At 66.5% G+C, this 13502-nt stretch carries 11 protein-coding genes; 10 read left to right on the top strand and 1 reads right to left on the bottom strand.

What is annotated here, in order from left to right:
• Positions 1–203: 203 nt before the first annotated feature.
• The 4 genes from FYJ92_RS05870 to FYJ92_RS05855 all read left to right on the top strand — a co-directional run bounded on the left by FYJ92_RS05870 (position 204) and on the right by FYJ92_RS05855 (position 5339).
• A complete protein-coding gene (locus FYJ92_RS05870; protein WP_185263014.1) occupies positions 204–1787 on the top strand; it encodes an acyl-CoA carboxylase subunit beta in 1584 nt (527 codons plus the stop codon).
• Entirely contained in the window at positions 1784–2014 is a 231-nt protein-coding gene (locus FYJ92_RS05865; protein ID WP_185263013.1) for an acyl-CoA carboxylase subunit epsilon, read from the top strand. Before FYJ92_RS05870 ends, FYJ92_RS05865 begins: the two co-directional genes overlap by 4 nt.
• A 9-nt stretch (positions 2015–2023) precedes the next feature.
• The gene (locus tag FYJ92_RS05860; RefSeq protein WP_185263012.1) at positions 2024–3709 is read left to right on the top strand and encodes a DUF885 domain-containing protein; all 1686 of its coding nucleotides are present in this window, start codon (positions 2024–2026) and stop codon (positions 3707–3709) included.
• A gap of 166 nt (positions 3710–3875) precedes the next feature.
• Positions 3876–5339 (top strand): dicarboxylate/amino acid:cation symporter, encoded by a 1464-nt coding sequence (locus FYJ92_RS05855; RefSeq protein WP_185263011.1) that lies wholly within the window; start codon positions 3876–3878, stop codon positions 5337–5339.
• A gap of 123 nt (positions 5340–5462) precedes the next feature.
• On the opposite strand, the gene FYJ92_RS05850 is transcribed toward FYJ92_RS05855, so the two are convergent.
• Positions 5463–6047, bottom strand: a complete 585-nt coding sequence (locus FYJ92_RS05850; RefSeq protein WP_185263010.1) for a hypothetical protein — start codon at positions 6045–6047, stop codon at positions 5463–5465.
• Between the two features lie 159 nt (positions 6048–6206).
• Here FYJ92_RS05850 and FYJ92_RS05845 point away from each other — a divergent pair, with 159 nt between their 5' ends.
• From FYJ92_RS05845 to FYJ92_RS05820, 6 genes are all read left to right on the top strand, one after another.
• On the top strand, positions 6207–6896 hold the full coding sequence (locus FYJ92_RS05845; protein ID WP_185263009.1) for a TetR/AcrR family transcriptional regulator: 690 nt from the start codon (positions 6207–6209) through the stop codon (positions 6894–6896).
• A gap of 1 nt (position 6897) precedes the next feature.
• The gene (locus tag FYJ92_RS05840; protein WP_185263008.1) at positions 6898–9423 is read left to right on the top strand and encodes an MMPL family transporter; all 2526 of its coding nucleotides are present in this window, start codon (positions 6898–6900) and stop codon (positions 9421–9423) included.
• Positions 9424–9432: 9 nt separating this feature from the next.
• Positions 9433–10119: a nucleoside triphosphate pyrophosphatase gene (locus tag FYJ92_RS05835; protein ID WP_185263007.1), complete on the top strand. Its 687-nt coding sequence runs from the start codon at positions 9433–9435 to the stop codon at positions 10117–10119.
• Positions 10120–10248: 129 nt separating this feature from the next.
• Complete coding sequence (locus tag FYJ92_RS05830) at positions 10249–12069, top strand: biotin carboxylase N-terminal domain-containing protein (protein WP_185263006.1); 1821 nt, start codon at positions 10249–10251, stop codon at positions 12067–12069.
• A 20-nt stretch (positions 12070–12089) separates the two neighbouring features.
• Positions 12090–12530, top strand: a complete 441-nt coding sequence (locus tag FYJ92_RS05825) for a nuclear transport factor 2 family protein (RefSeq protein WP_185263005.1) — start codon at positions 12090–12092, stop codon at positions 12528–12530.
• 114 nt (positions 12531–12644) lie between these two features.
• On the top strand, positions 12645–13376 hold the full coding sequence (locus tag FYJ92_RS05820) for a glutamine amidotransferase (RefSeq protein ID WP_185263004.1): 732 nt from the start codon (positions 12645–12647) through the stop codon (positions 13374–13376).
• The last annotated feature ends 126 nt before the right edge of the window (positions 13377–13502 follow it).

Genomic DNA, 13502 nt, shown 5'->3' with positions numbered 1-13502 from the left:
GGTAACATACGGCTGACCGCTGGAAAGTGCGGAAAATTGTAGGTTTTCTACAGTCGTCCCACGCAGATGCGTCATTAGACTAGCCAGCAGGGTTCGTCCATTGTGTGGAAGCTACTTAAATCCCGCGCCCGGCCTGCCCGCCACCACCGCACCCAGCACCACATTGTTACAGCACTAATCTGCTACAGAGCCGGAGACACTTGATGAGCCACGATCTGACAACGACAGCAGGAAAGATCGCCGATTTCCGCGACCGCCAGGCCCGTGCAGAACAACCCTCCGGCCCCGAAGCCATCGAGAAGCAGCACGCCCGCGGCAAAAACACCGCCCGCGAGCGCGTGGACCTGCTGCTGGACGAGGGCTCGTTTGTGGAACTTGACGCTCTGGCAGTGCACCGCTCCACCGCTTTCGGGATGGAAAAGAAGAAGCCGCTGGGCGACGGGCTGGTCTCCGGCTACGGCACAGTGGACGGGCGTCCCGTAGCCGTCTACAGCCAGGACTTTTCGGTGTACGGCGGATCGCTGAGCCAGGTCAACGGCGAGAAGATCGTCAAGGTCCAGGAATTCGCCCTGCGCAACGGCTGCCCTGTGGTAGGCATCCTGGACGGCGGCGGTGCCCGCATCCAGGAAGGCGTGGCCTCCCTGGCCATGTTTGCCGACATCTTCCGCAATAACGTCCACGCGTCCGGTGTGGTGCCGCAGATTTCGCTCATCATGGGCCCGTCCGCCGGCGGCGCGGCCTACTCCCCCGCCCTCACGGACTACGTGGTGATGGTGGACAAGACCTCGCACATGTTCATCACGGGACCGGACGTCATCAAGACCGTCACCGGCGAAGACGTGGACATGGAAACCCTCGGCGGCGCCCGCCAGCATAATGCCAACACGGGCACGTCCACTTACCTGGCCTCCGACGAAGCCGATGCCATCGAGTTCGTCCGCGAACTGCTGGACTTCCTGCCGTCCAACAACCTCGCCGAGGCCCCGGTGCTGGAGCACCAGCAGGAGCTGGAGATCAACGACGACGACCTCGCCCTGGACACGCTCGTACCGGACTCTGCCAACCAGCCGTACGACATGCGCACCGTCATCGAGCAGATCGTTGACGACGCCCATTTCCTGGAGATGCAGTCCCTCTATGCCCCCAACATCATCATCGGCTACGGCCGGGTCGAGGGCCACACCGTAGGGATTGTGGCCAACCAGCCGCTGCAGTTCGCCGGCACGCTGGACATCGCAGCCTCGGAGAAGGCCGCCCGCTTCGTCCGGAACTGCGATGCCTTCAACATCCCCATCATCACCCTTGTGGATGTCCCCGGCTTCCTGCCGGGCAAGGACCAGGAGTTCCAGGGCATCATCCGCCGCGGCGCCAAGCTGCTGTACGCCTACGCCGAAGCCACCGTCCCCAAGCTGACGGTCATCACCCGCAAGGCCTACGGCGGCGCGTACATCGTGATGGGCTCCAAGAAGCTCGGCGCGGACCTGAACGTGGCGTGGCCCACGGCGCAGATTGGCGTGATGGGCGCCCAGGGCGCCGTCAACATCCTGTACCGCCGCGACCTGGCCGCCGTTGCCGAGGCCGGCGGAGACGTTGAGGCCAGGCGCGCCGAGGTCATCAAGCAGTATGAAGAAGAGCTGCTGAACCCCTACCAGGCCGCCCAGCTGGGCTACGTGGACGCGGTTATCGCACCGTCAGATACCCGGGGCCAGATCATCAAGGGCCTCCGTGCCCTCCGTGACAAGCGGGCGAGCCTGCCCACCAAGAAGCACGGGAACATCCCGCTGTGATCCCCACCGACGAGCCGGTGGCCGAAGCCGCACTCCCCCTAATCTCAGTTGTCAAGGGCCACCCGTCGGCCGAGGAGCTCGCGGCGCTGACCGCCGTCGTGCTTTCCCTGGGCAGCGCCGACGCCGTGGCCGCCGGGAAGCCCACCGCCCGCGACTGGGTGCGCCGCCAGCAGCTGCGGCTCGCCCCGACGCCGGGTCCCGGCGCGTGGAGGCGGAGCCGGGGTTAGGCTCGTGGCGTGACTACCGAAGCCGTCCCCGCCGCCCGCCCGCACTCCGCCATCGATGCCGTGGCGGATGACTATACCGACACACTCATCCGGCTGAACCCGTCGCTTGCCACCACGCTGGGGCTGCCGGGGCACGAGTCCGAGTACCCGGATTACTCCCCCGCCGGCATCGCCGGCTTTGCAGCGGAAGCCCGGAATGCCCTCGCGGCCCTGGCGGACCTGGTGCCCCAGGACGACGTTGACGCCGTCACCCTGGACGCGATGCGGGAACGGCTGGGCCTCCAGCTGGAAATCCACGAATCGGGCTGGGACGAGGCGGAGCTGAACAACATCGCCTCCCCTGCACAGGACATCCGGGCCATTTTCGACCTGATGCCCACCGAAACCGCTGAACATTGGGAGCACATCGCCGGCCGCGCCCTTAACGTCCCTGGGGCTCTCCGCGGCTACATGGAATCCCTGCGCCAGGCCCGGGACGCGGGCAAGGTCGCGGCCGGACGCCAGGTGTCCATCGTCATCGAGCAGACCACCAAATACGCCGCCAACGACGGCTTCTTCGCCAAGCTCGCCGCCAGGGCCCGGACTGCCGGTGGTCCGCTGCCGGTCGAAACCCGGGGAAGGCTCGACGCCGGTGCTGCCGCCGCCCGTGGTGCCTACCGGGACCTCGCGAAGTTCCTGCGCACGGAGCTGCTGCCTGCCGCCCCGCAGCAGGACGCCGTCGGCCGGGAACGCTACGCACTGGCTTCGCGATCCTTCCTGGGCGCCGCCGTCGACCTCGAAGAGACCTACGCCTGGGGCGTCCAGGAACTGGACCGGCTCATCGCCGAGCAGGAAAATGTCGCGTCCCGCATCAAGCCCGGGGCCAGCATCGCGGAGGCCAAGGACCTCCTCAACAATGACCCGGCACGCCAGCTCAAGGGCACGGAGGCCCTCAAAGCGTGGATGCAGGAACTCTCGGACAAGGCAGTTGCCGAACTTGCCGGGGTGCACTTCGAGATCCCGGACGTAATGAAGAAGCTCGAATGCCTCATCGCCCCGACCGACGAGGGCGGCATTTACTACACCGGCCCCTCTGACGACTTCTCACGCCCGGGCCGGATGTGGTGGTCAGTTCCTGCCGGCGAAGACACCTTCACCACCTGGGCCGAAACCACCACGGTCTTCCATGAAGGCGTCCCCGGCCACCACCTGCAGGTGGCCACCGCCATCTACCGGCGGGAACTGCTGAACAAGTGGCGGCGCAACATCTGCTGGACGTCCGGCCACGGCGAAGGTTGGGCCCTGTACGCCGAAAAGCTCATGCAGGAACTCGGCTACCTGGCCGATCCCGGCGACCACCTGGGCATGCTGGACATGCAGCGGATGCGGGCGGCCCGCGTGGTGTTCGACATCGGCGTCCACCTGGAACTCAAGATCCCCGAACGCTGGGGCACCGGAACGTGGACCCCGGAGGCGGGCTACGACTTCCTCAAGGAGAACCTGCCCATCAGCGAAGGCCAGCTCAAATTCGAATTCACCCGGTACCTCGGCTGGCCCGGCCAGGCACCCTCCTACAAAGTGGGACAGCGCCTCTGGGAACAGATCCGCGCCGACCTCGAAACCCGGCCAGGCTTCGACCTCAAGGCGTTCCACACCAAGGCACTGAACGTCGGCTCCGTAGGCCTCGACACCCTCCGGCGGGCGCTGCTGGATTAGCCAGGTCCGGGGTGACGTTTGGCACAATGACGGCGGGAATAACTTCACAATTGCCTTGAGTGGAGCTGGATTTCCGGGGATACAGGGCTTTAATGGGATTGGTGGTGGCGTAACATTTCTCAACATTTGTTCGCTGTGATAAGAAGCCCGGGCCTAGCGTGTTCTGGTGAGCACTCAAACCCGCACCCCAGAATCCGCAGGAACGACCGGCTTCCAGCTGCCCAAGTGGGCTGGCTCGTTCGGTTTCCAGATCATCGCCGCCCTCATTGTCGGGCTGGGCCTCGGCCTGCTGGCCAAGTACACCGGCAGCACCAAGGAGATCCCCAACGGCCTCGGCGCCACGCTGCAGACCATCGGCTCCAGCTACGTTTCGCTGCTGCAGACCGCGGTGGTTCCGCTGATCTTCACCGCCGTGGTCAGCTCCATCTCGAACCTGCGCCAGGTCTCCAACGCCGCCAAGCTGGCCTGGAACACCCTGCTCTGGTTCGCCATCACGTCCCTGATCGCTGTGGTGATCGGAATCGGCCTCGGCGTGTTCCTGCAGCCCGGCGCCAACACCGGCATCACCCAGGAAGCCAAGTACGCCGGCAAGTCCGGTGACTGGTGGTCCTTCCTGATCGGGCTGTTCCCCAAGAACTTCCTTGGCCTCGGCGCCAGCTCCACCGTGACTGAAAGCGCCACCGCAGCCACAACGGTCGCCACCTCTGTCAGCTTCAACGTGCTCCAGATCCTGGTGATTGCCATCGCCGTCGGCGTCGCCGCCCTCAAGGTGGGCAAAGCTGCCGAGCCGTTCCTGAACCTCAACGCTTCGGCGCTGGCCGTCATCCAGAAGGTCCTCTGGTGGATCATCCGGATCGCCCCGCTCGGCACTGTTGGCCTGATCGGCAACGCCGCGGCCGTCTACGGCTGGGACACCATCGGCGCGCTCGGCAAGTTCACCTTCGCCATTTACGTGGGCCTTGCCCTGGTGCTGTTTGTTGTTTACCCGGCCCTCATCCGCTCCCATGGCCTGTCCGTGAAGCAGTACTTCTCCGGCGTCTGGCCTGCCGTGCAGCTGGCGTTTGTGTCCCGCTCCTCGATCGGAACCTTGCCGCTGACCCAGCGCGTCACGGAGCGCAGCCTGGGTGTTCCCCGCGCCTACGCTTCCTTCGCCGTGCCCTTGGGCGCCACCACCAAGATGGACGGCTGCGCCGCGATCTACCCCGCGATCTCCGCCATCTTCGTGGCCCAGTTCTTCGGCGTCCCGCTGGACGCCAGCCATTACCTGCTCATCGCCCTCGTCTCGGTCCTCGGTTCCGCCGCAACGGCCGGCACCACCGGCGCCGTCGTAATGCTCACCCTGACGCTCTCCACGCTGGGCCTGCCCCTGGCCGGCGTCGGACTCCTGCTGGCGATCGATCCCATCCTGGACATGGGCCGCACCGCGGTCAACGTTGCAGGCCAGGCCCTGGTGCCCACCATCGTGGCCAAGCGCCAGGGCATCCTTGACGAGGCGCTCTACAACGCGCCCCGGAACGGCACTCCGTTTGTGGACGACGACGCCGACTCGTCCACCGCGGATCCCTCCGCCATCACCGGGGCTACCGACTCTTCGGAAGCCGGACGCGAGCTGGCCGACGCGAAGGCCTGACGCACAGCCGCAGCCACACCCCGCAACACCCCACCCCGAGTTTTTGTCCAGATAATGCGCCCAGGAAACGCTTAAAGGGGCATTATCTGGACAAAAACTCTTCGGGGGCGGGGTGCCCTTTTGCTAGCGACCGCCACCTCCGATGACTCCGCTCTGGACAGCCTTGGTCACGGCGTCCGCCTCGGCCTGGGTCAGCTTGCCGTCAGTGACGGCTGCATCCAGGCGCGTTTTCAGAGCCGCGGCGCGATCCGCCTGTTCGGCAGTACGCAGCTCTTCAAGCGCCGCTGTGACCTTTGCCTCGTCGATGCCCAGCGTCGCCGCGAGGGACTTCGCCAGTTCAGCCTGCTTCGCGGCCGGGTCCGGTCGGGTTCCTTCAGTTTTTGTTCCGTCGGCCGGCGGGGTGGGTGGCTTGTTGGCGTCACGGTAGGCCTTCAGGGCCTCCGTCACCTTGGCTTCATCCACGCCCAGCTTCGTGGCCAGTTCCGCGGCCTCGACGCCGCGGAAGCCGCCGTGGCCGTGACCGCCTCGCATGCCCTTGCCGTCGGCGGTCGCGGCACTGGTGCTGCCGTCCGCCGACGTGCTCGAGCTGGCGCTCGGGGTCGGGGTCGGCGTTGTGGTTGCCGAGGCGACTCCGGCTATGCCGATTCCAGCACCGAGAGCTAGGGCGGTGGCCGTCAGGCCGAGGGTGATTCTCTTTGTCCGTACCATTTCTGTCTCCTGGATCTGCCGTCAGGTGACGGCTGGTCGTGTGTCCCTCTGGGAACTCTCCCAGTCTCCGGCGGCAGCATCAGGGGGAGCTGTCGGGAACCTTTCATCTTCCTGTGAATAAATTTGCCTCGTGTGCAAACTTGCACGTAGGGTAATTTCATGCCCGAACTTCTCTCGCGCCGTGAGCTGAACAAAGCCGCCACCCGCCAGGCCATCACCGACGCCGCTTTGACCCTGCTGCGTGCGAACGGCCCAGGGAATTTCACGGCGGAGGATATCGCCGAATCAGCCGGGATATCGCGCCGCACGTTCTTCAATTACTTCAGCAGCATCGAAGCCGCCCTGGCCTCAGTGACGCACGGGTTCCTGGACAGCGCCCTTCAGCAGTTCCGGCTGCGCCCCGCAAACGAGCCGGTTCTGGAGTCCGCCCGCGCGGCCCTGATGCAACTCGCCGACCCCATGACCGTGGCACCGCTGGCTGAGCTCTTCACACTCACCCAGGACAACGCGGTCCTGTCCCGGTCCGAACTCGAAGCGTGGGACCACTGCACCGAAGAGATCATCAGCGCGGCCAGGGAGCGCTTCGCCAGAACGCCGGGCGCCGCCGTCGACGAACTGTACCTGCGCGCCCTTGCAGGCTCCGTCATCTCCTGCGGGAAGGCGGCCATGGACGTATGGTTCGTCCAGTGCGGCGCCGATCTCTCCCCCGCATCGCTCGCTGTCCTGCGGCAACTGCTCATTGACGCCATGGGCCACCTCGGCTCCGGTTTCGGCAGCCCTCTTCCAGCAGCCGGCCCCGCCGCGACTCCCACAACTGCCACAACCCCCCTCCTCAAAGAACGGCTTTGACATGGCCCTGCTGCTCTACCGCCTCGGCAAGTTCTCCTACCGCCACCGTTGGCTGGTCATTTCCCTCTGGCTCGCGGCGCTGGTGGCCGTGGGCGGTTCCGCAGCCGCCTTCCACGGCACGCTGTCCAACAACTTCCAGATTCCAGGCACCGAGACCCAGCGGGTCGCGGACAAGCTGAAGCAGGAACTGCCGGCAGCGTCGGGCGGTTCTGCGACGATTGTCTTTGAAGCCCCGGAAGGCGGCTTTACCGACCGGAGCCGCGCCGCCGTCACAGCCGCGCTGACCAAGCTTGGTGACCTGCCGGACGTCAAGGCCACGGTGGATCCATTCGCCACACAGGCCGGGCTGGACCAGGCCGGGCAGGCCATCGCCGACGGCGAGCAGCAGCTTGCCGCGGGCCAGGCCCGCCTGGATGCCTCACGCGCCGAACTCGACGCCGGCGCCGCGCAGCTGAGCGCCGCTGAGCAGCAGCTCGCTGCCGGCGGCGCCACCCCAGCCATGATCGAAGCCCGGCTCGGAGTCCAGAAGGCCGCCCTCGCACAGGGCAAGGCGCAGCTCGAGGCCGGCACCCAGGAACTGCAGGCTGCCAAGGCCAAGCTTGACCTGGGCAAGCGGCAGGCGGAAGCTTCGGCCGGGATCCGCTTCGTCTCTACGGACGGTCAGGCAGCCGTGGCACAGGTGCAGTTCAACACCTCCATCAATGCCCTCACACCGGCGGTGCGCCAGCAGGTGCAGGACATCGCGCATGAGGCTTCGTCCGCCGGGGTGACGGCCCTGGCCAGCAAGGAAATCACCGAGGACATTTCAGAACTCTTCGGCACCGCAGAAATCATCGGCATCGGGGTCGCGGCCCTGGTCCTGATCCTGATGCTCGGCACGCTCATCGCCGCGGGCCTGCCACTGCTGATGGCCGTCATCGGCGTTGGCGTCGGCGTAGGCATCACGTTCGCCCTGTCCGGCGCCTTCGAGATGAGTTCCATCTCGCCCATGCTCGCGCTGATGCTGGGCCTCGCGGTGGGCATCGACTACTCCCTGTTCATCGTCAACCGGCACCGGACCCAGCTGCAGGCGGGTATGGACCCCGAAGAATCCGTGGCGCGCGCCACCGGAACCTCGGGCAACGCGGTGCTTTTTGCCGGCCTGACGGTCATCATTGCCCTGGCTGCCCTGGTGGTGCCCGGCCTGCCGTTCCTGAGCGTGATGGGCCTGGCCGCGGCCGGCACCGTCGCGGTGGCCGTCCTGGTGGCACTCACCCTGACTCCCGCCTTGCTGTCCCTGATCGGCCGGCGCATCATTTCCCGGCGGGCCTGGGCCAAGGCCGATGCCCACAATGCCGAGGCCGGCCACGAGGTTGCGGACCAGGCCAGTGACGAGGAAAAGAGCACCCGGGGCTGGGGCGGCATGGTCACCAGGCACCCCATCGTGGCGCTCGTCTCCGGCGTGCTCCTACTGGGGACGCTGGCCCTGCCTGCCGCTCAGCTTCAGCTCGCACTGCCCGACGGCGGCTCCGAACCGGTGGACTCCGAGGCCTACCAGGCCTATGACGTCACCGCGCGCAGCTTCGGCGAAGGCGTCACCGGACCCATTGTGGTGGTGGGTGAATTCCCGGCCGGCCTGGACGAAACCCAGGCCCAAAAACTGCAGTATGACGTCGCGGAACTGATCCGGGGCGTGGACAACGTGGTGGCGACAGTACCGGTAGCACTGAGTGAAGACCGCCGCACAGCCGTCTTCCAGGTCATCCCGGAGGAGGGGCCCGCCAAGGCCGGCACCGTGCAGGTGGTGAGCGAACTCCGCGAACGCGGCACGCAGATCCAGGCCGAAACGGGGGTCACCATCGGCCTGACCGGACAGACGGCCGGCAACATCGACGTCTCCTCAAAACTCGGCGACGCCCTGCCCCCGTACCTGGCGATCGTCGTCGGGCTCTCCCTCATCCTGCTGCTGCTGGTGTTCCGCTCCATTGTGGTTCCCCTCCTGGCAACCGGCGGTTTCCTGCTGTCCCTGGCCGCAGCGTTCGGCCTGGTGGTGGCCGTCTACCAGTGGGGCTGGCTGGGCGGCGTGTTCGACGTCGCCAATCCCGGCGCGGTCCTGAGCTTCCTCCCGATCATCCTGATCGGTGTGCTGTTCGGCCTGGCCATGGACTACCAGGTGTTCATCGCCTCCGGCATGCGCGAGGCCTACATGCATGGCGCCCCGGCCAAAAAGGCCGTTCGCATCGGCTTCAGCCACGCCGGCACCGTGGTGACCGCCGCTGCGATCATCATGGTCAGTGTGTTCGCCGGCTTCATCTTCAGCCACCTGACCATGGTCCGGCCGTTGGGCTTCGCCATGGCGTTCGGTGTGCTGCTGGATGCCTTTGTGGTCCGCATGACCATCGTCCCGGCCGTAATGTACCTCCTCGGCGAAAAGACCTGGTGGCTGCCGAAGTGGCTGGACCGGATCCTGCCTGATGTGGATGTGGAGGGCGCCCGGCTGGAACGCCGCGAAAACGAGCCGCAGAAGCGGGCCGAGCCCGTCCATTAGGCTGAAACAGTGACCCGCCTCATCCTCGCCTCCCAGTCCCCCGCCCGCACCAAGCTCCTGGCCGACGCCGGCATCCGGCACTCCGTGCTGGTCTCCGACGTGGACGAGGACGCGGTCCAGGCCCGCTACGGCGTTACGGATCCGCACGATACCGCGCTGCTGCTGGCACGCGCCAAGGCCGAGGCGGTGGCCGCGTTGCCGGAAGCGGACGGCGCACTGGTCATCGGCTGCGACTCCGTCTTCGAATTCGACGGCGAGGCGCACGGCAAACCGTACACGGCCGCCGTCGCCCGCCAACGGATGCTGCGGATGAGCGGCAACAGCGGGGTCCTGCACACCGGCCACTGGCTGGTGGATTGCCGCGCAACGGCAGCCGATGACGAGCCCGACGAGGAGATCGCGGCTGGGGCGCCCGACGACGGCGCCCCAGCACCGGGATCCGGCGCCACGCTCGGGGCGGTCGCCTCCGCCGAGGTCCACTTCACGGACATGGATCCGGAAGAGATCGACGCGTACATCGCCACGGGCGAACCGCTTCACTGCGCCGGCTCCTTCACCATCGACGGCCTGGGCGGCGCGTTCATCCTGAAGGTGGACGGGGACCCGCACGCCGTTGTGGGGCTGTCAGTCTCCACCCTGCGCAGTCTCCTCGCGCACGCAAACGTACGCATCACGGAGCTGTGGTCCGCCGAATAATTTCGGCGATTTTCCGGCCAGTTGTAGGTTCCCTACAAAGCCGCGCCCGTTTACACGCGGAAACCGCAAGTAATATCGGCGGAACCCACAAAATCGCGCTAGGCTCCCTGAAGGAAAGAAGGAGACGCCTTGTCAGCAAATTTGGAGCAGTCCGCTAGTCCCGTGCAGTCGAACCTCACCAAGGTACTGATCGCAAACCGGGGCGAAATCGCAGTGCGCATCATCCGCGCGGCCCGCGACGAAGGCATTGCCTCCGTGGCGGTCTACGCCGATCCGGACCGCGACGCGCTCCATGTCAGGCTTGCCGACGAAGCCTACTCCCTGGGTGGCAACACCGCCGCGGAGTCCTACCTGGTGATGGACAAGATCATTGACGTGGCCCGCCAGTCCGGCGCCGACGGCATCCATCCCGGCTACGGCTTCCTCGCCGAAAACGCCGAGTTCGCCGCGAAGGTCATCGACGCAGGCATCACCTGGATCGGCCCTTCCCCTGCCGCAATTTCCGCTTTGGGCGACAAGGTGCAGGCCCGGCACATCGCCGAAAAGGTCGGCGCGCCCCAGGTTCCCGGCACCGCCGATCCTGTGGAGTCCGCCGAGGAAATCCTCGAGTTCGTGGACAAGTTCGGCCTGCCCGTGGCCATCAAGGCAGCCTTCGGCGGCGGCGGACGCGGCATCAAGGTGGCCCGCAACCGCGAAGAAATCCCGGAGCTCTTCGAGTCTGCCGTGCGTGAGGCTGTGGCGGCCTTTGGCCGCGGCGAGTGCTTCATCGAACGCTTCCTGGACGCCCCGCGCCACGTCGAAACGCAGTGCCTCGCGGACGCCCATGGCAACGTCGTGGTCATCTCCACGCGTGACTGCTCGCTGCAGCGCCGCAACCAGAAGCTCGTTGAAGAAGCGCCTGCCCCGTTCCTCACGGAAGAGCAGAACCGCCGCCTCTACGAATCCTCCAAGGCGATCCTGAAGGAAGCCGGCTACCAGGGCGCCGGAACCTGCGAGTTCCTGGTGGGCCAGGACGGCACCATCTCCTTCCTCGAGGTCAACACCCGCCTGCAGGTGGAGCACTGCGTCTCTGAGGAAGTCACGGGCATCGACCTCGTCCGCGAACAGTTCCGGCTGGCGCGCGGCGAGGAGCTTGGCTACGGCGACCCCGAGGTCCGCGGCCACTCCTTCGAATTCCGCATCACCGGCGAGGATCCCGGCCGCAACTTCATGCCCGCCCCCGGCACCATCACCACCCTGAAGAACCCCACGGGCCCCGGCATCCGGATCGATTCCGGCGTGGAGGAGGGCGATGTCATCAGCGGCAACTTCGACTCGATGCTCTCCAAGCTGATCGTCACCGGCGCCACCCGCGCCCAGGCCCTGCAGCGTTCGCGACGCGCTTTGGAGGAAATGGTGGTGGGAGGAATCCCCACCGTTATCCCCTTCGACCTCGCCGTTGTATCGGACCCCGCTTTTGCGCCCGAGGAAGGGCCCTTCAGCATCCACACCCGCTGGATTGAAACCGAATTCGTCAACACCATTCCTGCCTGGACGCCGGACGGAACCGCTGACGCCGGCGGCGACGCCGGTGAACGCCAGCGTGTGGTGGTTGAAGTAGGCGGCAAGCGCCTAGAGGTTGTCCTGCCCGCCTCCCTAGGTTCGATCGGGGCGGGCTCCACCGCCGGTTCCGGAGCCAAGGCCGGCAAGTCCAAGAAGCGCCTCCGTTCAGGCGGCGTGGCAGCGGCCGCCGCCGGGGACGCGCTGACCTCCCCGATGCAGGGCACCATCGTTAAGGTTGCCGTGGCCAACGGCGACGTTGTGGCCGAGGGCGACCTGGTGGTGGTTCTTGAAGCGATGAAGATGGAACAGCCCCTGACCGCACACCGCTCCGGCACCATCACCGGACTCACCGCAGCGGCCGGTGAGACGGTTTCGGCCGGCGCCGTCATCGCCACGATCGAAGACTAGACCCTGCCGGAGGCCCCCCTATGCTTGCACCCAGTTTTGAAGAAGAAGTAGACCGCTACCACCTGGCGGTTCCGGAAATCACCCGCGGGAATCCCGGTGCCGTCAAGGACCTGTATTCCAGGCTCGACGACGTCACGCTGGCCAACCCGTTCGGCGGCATCGCACGCGGTTGGGCCCAAGTGGAGGCCCGGCTGGACCAGGCGTCCCGCCAGTTCCAGGACGGCGAGATGCTCGGATTCGACACCATCACGTCCTACACCGCACGTGACACGGCCTTCCTGGTGGAAACGGAACACTTCCGTGCCCGCCTCGAGAGCGCCGCGGCGCCGGAGGAATTCGCGCTCCGCGTGACCAGCATCTTCCGGCGCGAAGAAGGCTACTGGAAGCTGGTCCACCGCCACGCAGACCCGGCCGCACAGCCGCAGTCCCGGCGATCGTTCGTGCAGCCTGCCGGCCACTGACATCACCCCGGCGCCTGGGCTGTGCTCCGGCCTGAGTGGCACGCCGGCGCCGGACAGTGCTCTGGAGCCGGGGATGCTCTGGCGCCGGGCTGGGGCCAAAGGCACACTTAGCGTGTGAAGCCTTTCCTGCTCCTGGCCTCCCGGGCCGAAGACGCCGCCGCTGAAGACGAGTACGCCGCGTACCTGAGGTACGGCGGCCTGGTGCCGGAGCAGCTACGGCGCGTCCGGCTTGAAGCCGCGCCCCTGCCGCACCTTGACCTGGCCGAATACTCAGGCGTGATTGTGGGCGGCAGTCCGTTTACCTCCAGCGACCCCGCGGAGAAGAAAAGCGCCACCCAGCACCGCGTAGAGCGTGAGCTGGCCGGGCTGTTGGACCGGATCGTGGAACAGGACTTTCCCTTCCTGGGCGCCTGCTACGGGGTTGGGACACTGGGAAGGCACCAGGGCGCCGTCATCGACAGGACCTTCGGCGAACAGTTGGGCGGGGTGGAAATCGAGCTGACGCAGGCAGGGCTCGCGGATCCGCTCCTGCGCGGGATGCCACGCCGCTTCACCGCCTTCACCGGACACAAGGAAGCCTGTTCATCGCTGCCCTCCCACGCCGTGCTGCTGGCATCCTCCTTGGCGTGCCCCGTCCACATGTTCCGGATCAAGCAGAACCTGTACGCCACGCAGTTCCACCCTGAGCTGGACGCGGAGGGCCTGGTCACCAGGATCGACATCTACCGGCATGCCGGCTACTTCCCGCCGGAATCCGCCGAGGAACTGATGGCAGCCGCCCGTACCTTCACCGTCACCGAGCCCATGACCATTCTGAAGAACTTCGTGGCCCGCTACGCCGGCTGAGCTCCGCGCTGGTAGGCGGGCGCCGCCGTCGCGCGTTCCACTGTGTCCTGCGCAGGTGCGCCTGCCCCGGACACAGCAATGCCCGGCATGTTCCCCGCAATAACGGGGAACATGCCGGGCAGTTCC

The sequence above is a fragment of the Pseudarthrobacter sp. NBSH8 genome (assembly GCF_014217545.1).
Lineage (GTDB): Bacteria > Actinomycetota > Actinomycetes > Actinomycetales > Micrococcaceae > Arthrobacter.
This window is presented reverse-complemented; position numbering and strand designations above follow the sequence as displayed.

Excerpts from the sequence above, each read along its gene's own strand:
- FYJ92_RS05825 (WP_185263005.1), top strand. The coding sequence starts at position 12,090 with ATGCTTGCACCCAGTTTTGAAGAAGAAGTAGACCGCTACCACCTGGCG.
- FYJ92_RS05840 (WP_185263008.1), top strand. The coding sequence starts at position 6,898 with ATGGCCCTGCTGCTCTACCGCCTCGGCAAGTTCTCCTACCGCCACCGT.
- FYJ92_RS05870 (WP_185263014.1), top strand. The coding sequence starts at position 204 with ATGAGCCACGATCTGACAACGACAGCAGGAAAGATCGCCGATTTCCGC.
- FYJ92_RS05850 (WP_185263010.1), bottom strand. The coding sequence starts at position 6,047 with ATGGTACGGACAAAGAGAATCACCCTCGGCCTGACGGCCACCGCCCTA.
- FYJ92_RS05845 (WP_185263009.1), top strand. The coding sequence starts at position 6,207 with ATGCCCGAACTTCTCTCGCGCCGTGAGCTGAACAAAGCCGCCACCCGC.